Source organism: Acinetobacter sp. V2 (assembly GCF_001188385.1).
GTDB classification, from domain to species: Bacteria; Pseudomonadota; Gammaproteobacteria; order Pseudomonadales; family Moraxellaceae; genus Acinetobacter; species Acinetobacter oleivorans.
This window is the reverse complement of record NZ_JZFB01000003.1, coordinates 84,453-97,321: the sequence shown is the minus strand read 5'-3', so window position 1 is coordinate 97,321 and position 12,869 is coordinate 84,453. Positions and strand designations below refer to the sequence as shown.

Here is a 12,869-nt window from a genome sequence, read left to right as displayed (position 1 = left end):
TCTACAATTGTCGCATGGATATGCTACGTATGCTTGTTACCTTTCTTTTGGTCGCATCTTCCCACTGAATTTCCAAGTCTGAAAATTTCGCTAGCAGTACTCTACAGCGCGGTCTTTTCCTCTGTGCTTGCCATGATTTTTTATTATCAACTCATCAAAATACTACAACCGACGACTGTGCTACTTATTACCATTATCACCCCAGTGTTAGCCACATTTTGGGGAACATGGTTCAACCATGAGCAGCTCAGCTCACATCTTATTTTAGGTTTAACCTTGTTATGCCTAGGGTTATTGATGTACTCACGTCGTGCAACATAATATTTATAACCTGATTGAGAACACTCATCAGGTTATTCTCCTCCTCATCTTTACATTAAGCTTAATAATAAAAACTTAGTTTTATTTTAATCGCCCTTCTATTTTTGTTTACGGAATAGTCAACAAATTGTATTTGACACTTTTTAAACGATCGTTTAAAAACTTATTAAAAATAAACAAAGGACATCGAAAAATGTCGAATCAAGAAGGAAAAGTCAGCCGTGAAACTCGCGGACATATTTTTTTAATTGGCCTAGATCGAGCAGCAAAACGTAATGCCTTTGATAGCCACCTGATTAAAGATTTATCACTGGCGCTTACTGAATATGAAAATAATGATGCTCTTCGCTGTGCTGTTATCTTTGCTCATGGCGACCATTTTACGGCCGGATTAGATCTAGTTGAGTTACAACCCAAGCTCGCTACAGGTGTTTTTGATTTTAATGATGAAGAAGTGAACCCTTGGGGTACAGTTGGACGAAAACTGAGTAAACCTTTAATTGTTGCAGTACAAGGTTATTGCTACACCGCTGGTATCGAACTATTTCTGAATGCAGATATTGCTTTAGCAAGTGAAAATACCCAGTTTGCACAGATGGAAGTGCAACGTGGCATCTTACCTTTTGGTGGAGCTACAGCACGATTTACTCAAGCCGCGGGTTGGGCCAAAGCCATGCGTTATTTACTCACAGGTGACTCTTTTGATGCAAAAGCCGCCTTTGATATGAACCTGATTACAGAGATATGTCCGGAAGGTACGCAGCTCAACCGTGCAATAGAACTGGCTGAACATATTGCTCAAGCTGCACCACTTGCTGTAAAAGCGACTCTCGCTTCTGCCCGTGAAGCCATTAATGAAGGTTATGAAACTGCTTTTAGCCAATTACAGGGCCATCTTCAGCCTTTACTCACCACAGAAGATGTTCAAGAAGGTGTGTTTGCCATGTTGCAAAAAAGACCGCCTGTTTTTAAAGGTAAATAAAATTTCATCACGCTAGAAAAATAAAGAGAAAAGCAATGCAATCAGCAACTCAAATCAATGAACAGCTAAGCCAAACTGTACAATTCCCAGCTTTAGATGGCTATCAACTCAAGGGCACACGTTACTTTGCAACGGTACCAGCTAAAGCAAATATTGTCGTTGCAGGAGCAACGGGTGTGCCACATGAATTTTACCGCCGCTTCGCTGAATATATGACGCAATTTGGCTATCAGATATTCACATTTGACTATCGAGGGGTTGGAAAATCGAGTCCAAAATCTTTGAAAGGATTTGATATGTCTTATTTAGATTGGGGCAAACTCGATTTAGCAGGTGCGATTGAATATTTATCAAAAGAACCATTACCTCTTTTCATGGTTGGTCATTCCTATGGTGGCCATGCGCTAGGTCTACTGCCTAATCATGATAAATTATTGGCCTGCTATACATTTGGTACAGGTGCAGGTTGGCACGGCTACATGCCACTGAAAGAACGTTTTAAAGTTCAAGTGGTCTGGAATATCGTATTTCCACCCATTGTTGCTGTGACAGGTTATTTGCCTTGGAGCAAATTTAATATGGGTTCTGATTTACCCCTCAATGTTTATAAACAGTGGCGTAAATGGTGTAAAAACCCTAAGTATTTTTTTGCAGATCCAGAACAACAACACTTAATTGAACAATATGCTTCTGTCAAAACCCCAATTTATGCAGTATCTGCCCTAGATGATGATTGGGCTTTACCCGCTTCTTGTCGCGCATTTATGCAGCATTATCGACAAGCTCAAGTTTCATACGTCAGCCTCCAACCTCAAGATGTTGCTATGAAAACCATTGGCCACATGGGCTACTTTAAAAAAGATGCTGAACAAATCTGGAATAAAATCCGCACCACTTTTGATGGTTTTTTATAAAACTGCTTTATGTTTTGGATAATGTGAAATGAGACCGCAAAAACTGACCAAAGAAGATCTGCTTAAGCACTGCGCTTTGCAGTTCAAAACTTATGGATATGCAGGAACAAGCATGGACATGCTGGCAAAGGCTTGCGGCCTCACCAAAGCTTCTTTTTATTATTATTATCCAAATAAAGAAGCGCTTTTGCTTGAAGTGTTAAATGGTACTCATCAATATTTAATCCATTCTTTATTTGGAACAACTGCAAGTTCAGAACTCTCAGCCATTGAACGTTTTGAGCAAATGCATAAACGTGCTGTCCAGTTTTTTACCCACGGCGTGAATGGTTGTCTGATTGGGGTAATTTCAATGGAGGCGGCGTATGGTTCACCTGAAATTTTAGCCAAAATACGCAGTATTTTTCAGGACTGGGAACTGGCTATTCAGTCTATTTTTGCTTGTTGCATTGCTCAAGATCGAGCTGAGATTTTAGCAAAACAAAGTATTGCTGATTATGAAGGAGCGATCTTGATGTACCGTGTCACTCATGATGAGTTTTACATCAATCAAGTTAAGCAACGTATCCTTGGACTTCTTAATTCTTAAAAAAAATAAAGCCCACTAAAGTGGGCTTTATTTTATGGCTAATCGTTATTCAACTCTAACGATTTTACCTAATTCATCGTGGTGAACGACTGTAATTTTTTGGCTACGTCCCTGCTCAATTTCATGTTCAGGTAAATCGAAGTAACGCGCATAATCATCAGTCTGTTTTGCCTTAAGTGCACTGCCACCGACACGGCGCTCTGGTAGCAAATGGCTCCATAACAATAAGCAAATTGCACAAGCAATTAATGCGGTAAGGCCATGTTCAATTCCTACACCAAAGGCACTAAATAAACGGTGTACCAAATGAGTTTTTTGTAATTCAACCAATAGCCATACAAACACGAACGGACGCCACAACAACAACCAAACCGCCCACATCATGGCTGTGCTTGTTGTAGAAGCATAGCGTTTATGCCATGGTAATTGACGGCGTAAATCAATAATCAACGAATCTGTCTTCATTTCTCTCTTTACCTAACGAAGTGCTGTGGTTTTTCCCCAGACATCAATACAGCACGATCTTTAAAATCTCATGACTCTTGCATTTCATTCTAGCGAATGCCCCGATCCGGGCTCACCCAACGTGCTCGTTTCTCATCTCCACGTCGTAAGACTTTTGGAAATGCCACAATGGTTGCTGAAATAGTGATTAGCCAAAAGACCAATGGATACCAGATCATCCAGAAATAGTTTTTTCCTAGATGCGGTTCATAACGACTATCCATCCATTTGCTTAAAGCAAACTGAATTAGACAGGTTGCCCCCAATAAAATACCGGTACCATACGGTAAAAATGGGGAGCTCACAACAGCTAATGCAGGGACTGGTAAAATAAAATGTACCAACCATAACAAAGCCATCGCTAGCATTAAATATGACCATACTAAAGTTAAGCAAAGCTCAAACATTAACGGCCATAAAAAATTCAATTTTGGTTTAGTGAACACATCAATATTTTTAATTAATACTTGTGCACCACCCATTGCCCAACGTAAACGTTGTTTCCACAACCCATTTAGGGTTTCAGGCATTAAAATCCAAACCAAGGCATTCGGTTCAAACTCAATATCCCAACCTGCACGCTGTAATTTCCAAGTAATATCGATATCTTCAGTCAACATATTTGGTGACCAATAATCGACTTGGTGAACGGCACTTTTACGAAAAGCCGTAATTACACCCGATACGGTAAACAAGCGACCGAAGGTACGCTGTGCACGTTTAATCATGCCCACAATCGAAGAAAACTCACCAACCTGAATACGCCCTAATAAAGTTGAACGAGTACGGATACGCGGGTTTCCAGTAACAGCTGCAACCGTTGGATTTTCAAGGAAATGACGAATCATCCACTTTGCTGCATGTGGATCAAGTAAAGCATCACCATCAATACCAATTAAAAACTCGGCATCGGTCATTAAGCTTCCGGCTTGCAACCCCATGGCTTTACCTTGGTTTTGCGCCAAATGAACAACACGCAATTTTTCATGTTGTTCTGCTAAACGATCAAGTACTTCACCTGTATTATCTGAGCTGCCATCATTAATCGCGATGACTTCAAAATGAGGATAGTCCAGTTTTAAAGCATGACTAATGGTTTCCTCTGCATTATCCCCTTCATTAAAACAAGGAACTAATACAGCAACTTTTGGATAACTTTCCAATGGAGCGGGTTGATCATAAGGCGGAGCCTGACGTTCTCTCCAATAGAAAATGATCGCACCCATCATCCATAAATACGACATGAATAATGGATAGTAAAAAACGAATTTTAAGGCATGCGACCATATTGCAGCAAAGATTGTCATGTTTCAGCCTCGACTACGGCACAAGACGAGATGATTTTTCGGCAAATGCTTTATGCATTACGTCAACATCCGGGTGATCTTTGATTGGGTCATCAGGGTAATATCCGACATGCATTACACCTTGCTGATACAGTGAATGAATTGTTGCTGCCATTTCAGTTGAAGGTACCTTTTCATTTTTACGCCAGTCGGTGGCCTGTAATTCAAAAACAGTTTTCTTGAGGCCATTAGGATATTGTTTCACGCGATCAATCATGTCTTTATAGAACTGATCTGAATTATCGACCTGCTCCATATAAGGCATTGCCATAATAGCTGTAAAATCATAATGCTTTAATGACTCTTCAAGCGATTGTGAATACCAGTTTTCTGCATATGGTTTTAAAGCCACCTGCGCATATAAGTTACGTGCAGTCACCAAAAACGGCTCATATTGTCTCACGTCATCAACGAGTTGCATTGCAAAATCATCTAAATATTTTGTCTTATATGCAGTCCATTTCTGCAAGTCTTGATCGTTATCACGAATTTTTGCCAAATCTGTTGGCAAACCTTGTTTTGCGTAGGCTTTTAAAGCATCAGGGCTTGCATCTTCATAATCAGATAAGGTGACGTCATCATGGAATAAAAGCCCGTTAAACGGCGTTGATTTAGCTAAATCCTGATAAATTTCACGAATAGTTTGGCGTGCATCTGCTGAGAACGGACTTAAACGGATATAACCCATATTAAGGTGCTCACCCGCTTTTTCCTGCTGAGTGACCACCAAGTCCTTAGAAACAGGATCGTTTTTTGGTAGTTCCCACGCCAATAACGGCATCCACGCATAAATACGGCTTACAGAAGTGCGCGTTTGAATTTGCCATGCAACACGGTTAAACAAGTCTGCACGCATTGGAATATGGCGGTTTGGGAAATAAACCATATCCGCAGAACCATTCGCATCTGGATCTGAAAATGCTTGTAAATAAACTGTATTTACACCCATGCCATTAATTCGATCTAACAAGTGACCTAAATTGCGCTCTTGTTGTTTCGGGTCTGGATCATAAATATAGTCCAGATCGACATGCATGATTTTTTGCGGGCGATTATTATCCGTTAAATTTAATTCACGGTTTTTAATTTCTTGAGCCAAATCATCAGTTGTCATTCCACCTTCTACCAAAATACGGCTCATATTTTGTAGAGATTGTTTTGCATGGTCTGCCCCATCATCAAGCGTAATGGTCACTGGCATACCCAATTTTTTTGCAATTTGGACAGTTTGCATATTATAGCGACCATATGGCCATACCATAATACGTGGCGAACGTAAGCCATGCGCTTTTAATAAGTCATTGTTCTTTTTCAGGTCATCATAGATTCGTGCTTCATATTGTTTATCGTTCTCATATGTTTGTGTTTTAACATCATAAAAACGTGTGGTCGCAGCAGGTTCAGAATTGCCTTGCGGGTTACCTGTAATACCACGGTGCAAATGATAGCTATGATTAGCGATTTCTACAAAACCACTATCTTGCATTTCTTTAAGTTCATTCCAGCTTAAGATTTTATCACGTGGAATTTCTTCACCCGAAAAATCTACTTTTTGACCAGCTTTTGGCTCTAACCATGAACCCACTACAGCCAAAACAACCGGAATCTTTTTAGCTTTAAGAACTGGATAAGCATTTTGATAAAAAGACTGATAACCATCATCTACAGTTAATAAAACCGGTTTTGTAGGCAGTTGAAATTTGCCCTGATGAGCACGGATCAACTGATCAACCGTAATAAAATGGAACCCGTTTTTTTGCAGCCACTCAACGTGCTGTGTAAATTGTTGAGTCGTCACTGCATATTGAGGAATTAACGCATTTTTAGTATCGGTAATTTCATGATAACCAATCACCGTGAGTGTTGAAGCGTCCAGTTTAGGTGGTTTGGCTAATGCCATGCCTGACAAACCTGCCAAGGCCAAGCCAAGTGATATGTTCAACAAAGGAGATGCAAAGCGGATAATCATGAAATAGCGTCTCAATAACAATATAGATTACTTATGTGAAATTTGATGTTAGGGCACAAACTTTTTGAAAGTTGGTCTTAATATCACACTGCTCACAAATGAACAGTTTTTCAGTCAGCATTTATAATCAAATAATCTGAAAATAATCTTAAATATTCAAAAAGCTAAAATATAAATTAATAATGTATTTATATTTAAAGCTCATATAAACAAGAAAGCCCCCTAAAGGGCTTTCAGTTTTCACTAGTCACGAGTTTTGACATCAAATAATTCAATTTCAAAAATTAAATTAGAATTCGCTGGAATAATTTTACCCATTTTACGCTCACCATAAGCTAAATGAGCAGGCACGATTAACTTACGTTTGCCACCAACTTTCATTCCCATAATGCCTTGGTCCCAGCCTTTAATTACACGACCTGTGCCAATCACGCATTCAAAATAATTACCGCGGTCAATTGAAGAGTCGAATTTAGTACCGTCTTCTAACCAACCTGTATAGTGAGTTGTAATCAAAGCACCTTTAACCGCTTCTTTGCCTTCACCTACTTTTAAATCGATAATTTCTAATTCATTTGACATGGTTTAACCCTTAAACTGAATTTCTAAAATCGCAATTAGTACTTAGTGTACCAACTGAATCTGTAGAATTTGTTGCGCTTTTCTAAATTACTGTAACTGTGTCCAAACAACATTTGCCTGACCCTTTTCACCTAAAAGCGTCCACTCGTTGTCCATCACATTTAATTGTAGTTGCATCGTACGTTCACAGAGCTGTTCAAGCTCGGCTGTACTTTGAGGGGCAATTTGCCACACCTGAACGTTACTTAAGGTTTTAATTTTACTGTTTCGCTTCCACCAGTCTTCGACTTGTGTGCCATAAACAACAACCGCAACCGTTTTACAACGCGCACTAGCTTTTTTAACTTTATCTTCAGATGGCAAACCGACTTCAATCCAAGTTTCTAATTGACCCGTTAAATCTTTTTGCCATAACGCTGGCTCGTCAGTTTCAAAAAGGTCTTTAGTAAACTCAAGCTCATCACTTGCGAAACGGGCAAAAGCCATCAAACGAACCATTAAACGTTCTAAAGTTTCCGAAGGATGCAAGGCAAGCGTCAGTTGATAATCACCATAAATATGGTCATCCATATTGGCAATATTCAAGTCTGCCTTATAAATTGTTGCTTTAAGCGCCATGATTAATATGTTCCAAAATTTGGCGCTAAGGATACTCGATTTTAGGTAAAAATTATAAAAAAACTAAGCAATCCACAGCATAGTAATTGGAAATTTGCATATTCTTCCAAAACGCTCTGCTTGCTTTAGAGTTGGCCGGCTTTTTGCTTGAAAGAGAAATATTCTCCTCTTGCTAAAATTGATGACTTATGTGGCAGAAGCTTAAACGTAGTTTATTTTTACAGGTTCTTTGTGCTCTCTTGCTAGGAGTTGCAGTTGGGGCTGGTTTTCATGATTTCTCCCTATCTTTAAAGCCATTGGGCGATGGTTTTATTTCTTTAATTAAAATGCTGATCGCACCTATTGTGTTTTGTGTCGTTGTACTGGGAATCTATGGTGCAAATGACATCAAAAAAATGGGCAAAGTCGGTGCAAAAACCATTCTCTATTTTGAAGTGGTCACCAGTATTGCTTTAGTTTTAGGCATTATTGTGGCCTATGTATTTAAACCGGGCGTCGGTATGAATATCGATATCAGCCATTTAGATGCAAAAGATTTAAGCACCTATACCGAACGCGCCCATGAAATGCACACAGGTTCGGAATTTCTACTCAATATTATTCCGAAAACATTCACTGCCGCTTTTGCAAACGGCGATATTTTACAAGTTTTACTCATCGCTATTTTATTTGGTGTATCACTACTTTTAATTCCTAAACATTTGGCAGAGTTAGTACGTCAGGCACTTGAAGCTTTTTCAGAAGTCTTCTTTAAAATTATGGGTCTAATTATTCGTTTAGCGCCGATTGGTGTATTCGGATCAGTGGCCTATACCACCGCCAAATTTGGTTTAGATTCACTTCTACAATTGGGCTATTTGGTTCTACTGTTTTATGCGACCTGCATTTTATTTGTTGTGGTTGTCTTAGGTTCAATTTTAAAACTTGCCGGTCTCAACATCTTCAAATTTGTGGCTTATTTTAAAGATGAGTTAGCGATTGTTTTGGGTACAGCATCTTCTGACTCTGTTTTACCTCAAATTATGAAAAAACTCAGAAATCTGGGAATCAAGGATTCAACGGTAGGTCTGGTCATTCCTACGGGTTATTCTTTTAACTTAGATGGGTTTTCAATTTACTTAACTTTAGGGGTGATCTTTATTGCACAAGCCTGCAATATTGATTTATCCACTCACGACCTATTGGCTATTTTGCTGGTTTCACTCATCACATCTAAAGGCGCACACGGTATTCCCGGCTCAGCTTTAGTTATTCTTGCAGCAACACTTTCAGTTATTCCAAGCCTTCCTGCGATTGGCTTAGTACTGCTACTGTCCGTAGATTGGTTCATTGGCATTATTCGTGCCTGTACCAACTTAATCGGTAACTGTGTTGCTGCTGTAGTGATTGCACACTGGGAAAAAGATATTGACCATGCTCAAGCCAAAGCAGTATTAGATACAAAACCTTAAATCCATTATGAGAACATTAAATCGTCTTTGGTTTAATGTTCTCTATTCTTCAAGTTGACAAGCAAGTAACGCCGTTTCAAAAGCCAACCAATCGTGATGATGTGCGCTAATGATTTCAATACGGTTATCAATACCCTCTTCGCCAGACTTATAATTAAACTGATCAGGATTAAAGTTAAAAACTTTCCAACCTTGATCTGTGTTAAAAATTCCCTTAATTCGAAGCCAGTCTTGCTGCGCACATAATAAATCTAGCAAATTATAAAAATCGAATTTCCAGCGTTTAGGTAATTTCCAACCTGCCACAATATAGCCTTGTGCCGACTCGACATAATGATAAGGTAATTGCTGAATTTCCTTCTTAACCTCGGTTTCAGTCATTTGCTTTTGAAGTTTAAGTAAAGGTTGTATAGATCGCTCAGTTAAACGAGCAGCTACATCAATTTTATTTAAAGCTAACTGACCATTTTCAGTTTTAATCCACTCTTGGTGATAAGGCTGATATTCTTCTTTTAATAACTCAAGCGCCTGATCATCTTCAAAAGTCATCACATCAGTATGTGACACCACCACAATCTGGGCAGCTTTTAACTGATCTTCATAAAGGTTTTGTTTAACCCAATTTGTATCGTGCAAACGGCTACCATCAACAACAGTGATTAATGCCCGCATGGCTAAACTACTTTGCCAATGCGGCTCAGTCAGTTGGTCAAATAATTGTGAAGGATGTCCAAGTCCAGTCGGTTCAATAAAGAGTCTATCTGGCTTTTGTTCACTCAATAGACGAGCTAAAGCAATATGCATAGGCAATTGACTGCTACAACACAAGCAACCACCTAATAATTCTTTGACGGCATAGCCTTCATCTTGAGGTAAGAGTTGTTGGTCTACTCCAATTTGCCCAAATTCATTCATTAATACAGCCCAAACTTCATCTTTAGGCTTTTGACTTAATAAATGCTGTAATAATGTGGTTTTGCCTGCCCCTAAAAAACCAGAAATAATATGGGTAGGAACAGTTTTTTGGGCAATAAATTTCACAAGCGACTCAAATCAACAAGGTTTCAAAACTAAGAAAGGTATATCACTGTTTAAATCCCATGAAAATGATTTTTCACTTTGAAGATATACTTTTCAATTATCAGGCCAAAACACTTAATATGTGACATACATCTCACTTAAAATCTAAATTAACTTTTGATAATTAAAATTCAAACGGAATATTCTATTTATTCGCATTCACAATTCATGCCAGAGTGTAAGTTTTACGTAACACAATTGATCTTTTTTCATTCGATAAGAAATATTTTTACACATTTTAAGGTGTAATTAAGCCCTTTAATTTTACAGATTCCGCACATAAACGGCCCGTATATTTCATATTGTTAAGATAGCCGTAATAGATTGTTAAGTTAATTGATGTAATCCAAACCTCGGCTTAGCATGTGTCCTAGCTTAGTCATTCAGCCATACAGGTTTCATGTAGGTACGAACGATTAGGTTTAATTTATTTTTAAATGAAATTTAAGGATGCCATAAAATGAAATTAGCTAAAACTTTACTCGCTACTACACTTGCTTTAACTGCTGCTTCAACTTTTGCTGCTTCTAAACATGATAAAGTTCATGCTCCAGCAGAAGATAAAGTTGTAGTTTCAACTCAAGAACAAGCAAACACTGCAAATGCTGCATCTGATGCTGTAGGTTCTGCTTCTGAAGCTGCTCCTGCAACTCGTTAATTCTCTCAGCACTCTCCTCCAAGCTCAGAGATAATTTTACTGAAATGAAATATGGACGCTGAATTTTAGTAAAGAAGAAAAAGGATCGAACCATGCTGCGGTTCGATCCTTTTTTTTAAGAAGATTTTTTATACATGCTACAAGATGGGTTATGGTTTTCTTGTAGACGTAAAACTTTACGGTGCTCAGCTGCTTCAAAGCGGCAACGCTTCCACTCTGTATCAAGTTTCAAATGAGGCACTTCACATGGCTTGCCCTGTTCATCAACAGCAACCATAGTGAAATAACAGCTATTGGTATGGCGCACTGTGCGCTTCTGAATATTTTGGGCTTCAACACGTATTCCGACTTCCATTGAAGTACGGCCTACATGGTTAACACTTGCCAAGAAGGTTACCAGCTCACCCACATAAATAGGTTCTTTAAAATTCACCTTATCTACAGATAAAGTCACCACGTAGCCACCCGAATAACGACTTGCGCAAGCGTAAGCGACTTGGTCTAGTAGTTTTAGAATCGTACCACCATGAACATTACCTGAAAAATTTGCCATATCAGGCGTCATCAAAACTGACATCGTCAATTCAGACTGATCATCAGTTGCTGTGGTTATTTCATCTAATGTAGGCATAGCTAAACTCTGTGTCTTAAAACAAGCTCAGTAAACATTATGGTTGATAATTCACAAAAAAAACATGCTTAAATCCACAACATAGCATTGTATTTTTTAATATCTTTGATTGTTTTTTAAAATTTAAATTTTTAAGGCATTATTTTTAAAGTTCTTTTTTTAAAGCTTTTTTTATTTATCTTAGTTTTTTTAGAAGATGCTATGCCATTTTATTCTACGCTTAATGGCATAGCAGGATGTTATAGGCCACTCGCTATACTTTAGTAATAACGCCTGTCACACCATTAATGATCATATCAATGGCGATCGTACCGATTAATAAAGCAGATAAACGCCCGACAATATCAAAATAGCGATCGATATGTTTGGCATGTTTATAGCGTAAATGATCATGTGAAAATTTCATCAAAATCAAAATACTACAGGTTAAAAATAAGGTGAAGGCAATCACTAAGGCTGCCTCACCAATTGACATTTCAATACCTGTAACCACAGCAGCACTAATAGTGCCCGGACCAATCATAAATGGCATGGCAATGGTGCCAGCCAGATGCTCTGGTGCACCGCGCATTTCACCAATCGTATCGGCACCCTGAAAAACATAGCGATAGCCAATCACCAAAAAGATGAGGCCTCCAAATATCTGAAAGGCTTCAAAACGTACATTCAGATATTTACTAAAAATTGTTTCGCCGCCCCATGCAAATAGCATGAACACGACAAAAGCAATCAAACTTCCCTGAATCAGTGCTTTATTAAACACCTTGGCTTCTGAATGACGGATCAGGCCAATCATGTAGATGCTCATTAGAAATGGATTGAGCAACGAGAAAAATAAAGCAAAAGAATGTAGATAAGGAGAAGCCATGCATTTTCCTCTTAAGCTTGTGGATCTGGGAACAATGGACGATTCCCTGGGCTAATACGATTAATATGTAAGAACGTCATATGTCTTTCATATTTATCTAAAATGTCATTAATAACTTGTTCTTTACTGTAACCGACCAAATCGTTATCTTGAGAGCCGTCATAAAGATAGGTTTCAAGACGGTAATAGAACTGTTTACCTCGTTTTACACGTTGACTGAAGTTCGGTGCGCTATAGCGTACAGGCCAGATCTGGTAAACGAAGTTTTGTTCTTCTTCCAAATGAATTGTGAAATCCAGATGGAAAAGCGTTTCTTCATCTTCAAGCGGTGTTTGCTGCACATCTACATTCATGCC

14 protein-coding genes and 1 pseudogene are annotated in these 12,869 nt (G+C 38.6%); 6 read left to right on the top strand and 9 right to left on the bottom strand.

From position 1 onward, the window contains the following. The 4 genes from UC75_RS21330 to UC75_RS11375 form a co-directional block, all read left to right on the top strand. Positions 1 to 321 (top strand): EamA family transporter (locus UC75_RS21330; protein ID WP_228137302.1); only part of this gene is annotated, 321 nt, incomplete at its 5' end. Positions 322 to 514: 193 nt separating this feature from the next. Beyond that, a complete protein-coding gene (locus UC75_RS11385; protein WP_049837658.1) occupies positions 515 to 1,303 on the top strand; it encodes a crotonase/enoyl-CoA hydratase family protein in 789 nt (262 codons plus the stop codon). 35 nt (positions 1,304 to 1,338) lie between these two features. Beyond that, complete coding sequence (locus UC75_RS11380) at positions 1,339 to 2,217, top strand: alpha/beta fold hydrolase (RefSeq protein ID WP_049837657.1); 879 nt, start codon at positions 1,339 to 1,341, stop codon at positions 2,215 to 2,217. Between the two features lie 28 nt (positions 2,218 to 2,245). Next, positions 2,246 to 2,806 (top strand): TetR/AcrR family transcriptional regulator, encoded by a 561-nt coding sequence (locus tag UC75_RS11375; RefSeq protein ID WP_049837656.1) that lies wholly within the window; start codon positions 2,246 to 2,248, stop codon positions 2,804 to 2,806. Positions 2,807 to 2,851: 45 nt separating this feature from the next. Here the strand turns inward: UC75_RS11375 and pgaD are convergent, their stop codons facing one another. From pgaD to UC75_RS11350, 5 genes are all read right to left on the bottom strand, one after another. Then, positions 2,852 to 3,271, bottom strand: a complete 420-nt coding sequence (gene pgaD / locus UC75_RS11370; protein WP_005303256.1) for a poly-beta-1,6-N-acetyl-D-glucosamine biosynthesis protein PgaD — start codon at positions 3,269 to 3,271, stop codon at positions 2,852 to 2,854. An 89-nt stretch (positions 3,272 to 3,360) separates the two neighbouring features. Beyond that, positions 3,361 to 4,617, bottom strand: coding sequence for a poly-beta-1,6-N-acetyl-D-glucosamine synthase (gene pgaC / locus UC75_RS11365; RefSeq protein WP_004794047.1), 1,257 nt, complete (start codon positions 4,615 to 4,617; stop codon positions 3,361 to 3,363). Positions 4,618 to 4,630: 13 nt separating this feature from the next. Then, entirely contained in the window at positions 4,631 to 6,625 is a 1,995-nt protein-coding gene (gene pgaB, locus UC75_RS11360) for a poly-beta-1,6-N-acetyl-D-glucosamine N-deacetylase PgaB (RefSeq protein ID WP_049837655.1), read from the bottom strand. Positions 6,626 to 6,868: 243 nt separating this feature from the next. Beyond that, complete coding sequence (locus UC75_RS11355) at positions 6,869 to 7,207, bottom strand: FKBP-type peptidyl-prolyl cis-trans isomerase (protein ID WP_002117532.1); 339 nt, start codon at positions 7,205 to 7,207, stop codon at positions 6,869 to 6,871. An 87-nt stretch (positions 7,208 to 7,294) separates the two neighbouring features. After that, positions 7,295 to 7,825 (bottom strand): YaeQ family protein, encoded by a 531-nt coding sequence (locus UC75_RS11350; protein ID WP_005303252.1) that lies wholly within the window; start codon positions 7,823 to 7,825, stop codon positions 7,295 to 7,297. Between the two features lie 188 nt (positions 7,826 to 8,013). Between UC75_RS11350 and dctA the strand changes: the two genes are divergently transcribed. Continuing rightward, a complete protein-coding gene (dctA, locus tag UC75_RS11345; RefSeq protein ID WP_049837654.1) occupies positions 8,014 to 9,276 on the top strand; it encodes a C4-dicarboxylate transporter DctA in 1,263 nt (420 codons plus the stop codon). A gap of 42 nt (positions 9,277 to 9,318) precedes the next feature. Here dctA and UC75_RS11340 read toward each other — a convergent pair whose 3' ends face one another. Beyond that, positions 9,319 to 10,317, bottom strand: coding sequence for a CobW family GTP-binding protein (locus UC75_RS11340; protein ID WP_049837653.1), 999 nt, complete (start codon positions 10,315 to 10,317; stop codon positions 9,319 to 9,321). Between the two features lie 499 nt (positions 10,318 to 10,816). On the opposite strand from UC75_RS11340, the gene UC75_RS11335 reads away from it, so the two are divergent. Then, positions 10,817 to 11,014, top strand: a complete 198-nt coding sequence (locus tag UC75_RS11335) for a hypothetical protein (RefSeq protein ID WP_049837652.1) — start codon at positions 10,817 to 10,819, stop codon at positions 11,012 to 11,014. 115 nt (positions 11,015 to 11,129) lie between these two features. On the opposite strand, the gene UC75_RS11330 is transcribed toward UC75_RS11335, so the two are convergent. From UC75_RS11330 to UC75_RS21325, 3 genes and pseudogenes are all read right to left on the bottom strand, one after another. Beyond that, on the bottom strand, positions 11,130 to 11,645 hold the full coding sequence (locus UC75_RS11330) for an acyl-CoA thioesterase (RefSeq protein ID WP_005303245.1): 516 nt from the start codon (positions 11,643 to 11,645) through the stop codon (positions 11,130 to 11,132). A 253-nt stretch (positions 11,646 to 11,898) separates the two neighbouring features. After that, positions 11,899 to 12,513, bottom strand: coding sequence for a MarC family protein (locus UC75_RS11325; protein ID WP_004794054.1), 615 nt, complete (start codon positions 12,511 to 12,513; stop codon positions 11,899 to 11,901). 11 nt (positions 12,514 to 12,524) lie between these two features. Next, positions 12,525 to 12,869, bottom strand: a pseudogene (locus UC75_RS21325) (high-affinity choline transporter BetT); the annotation flags it as partial.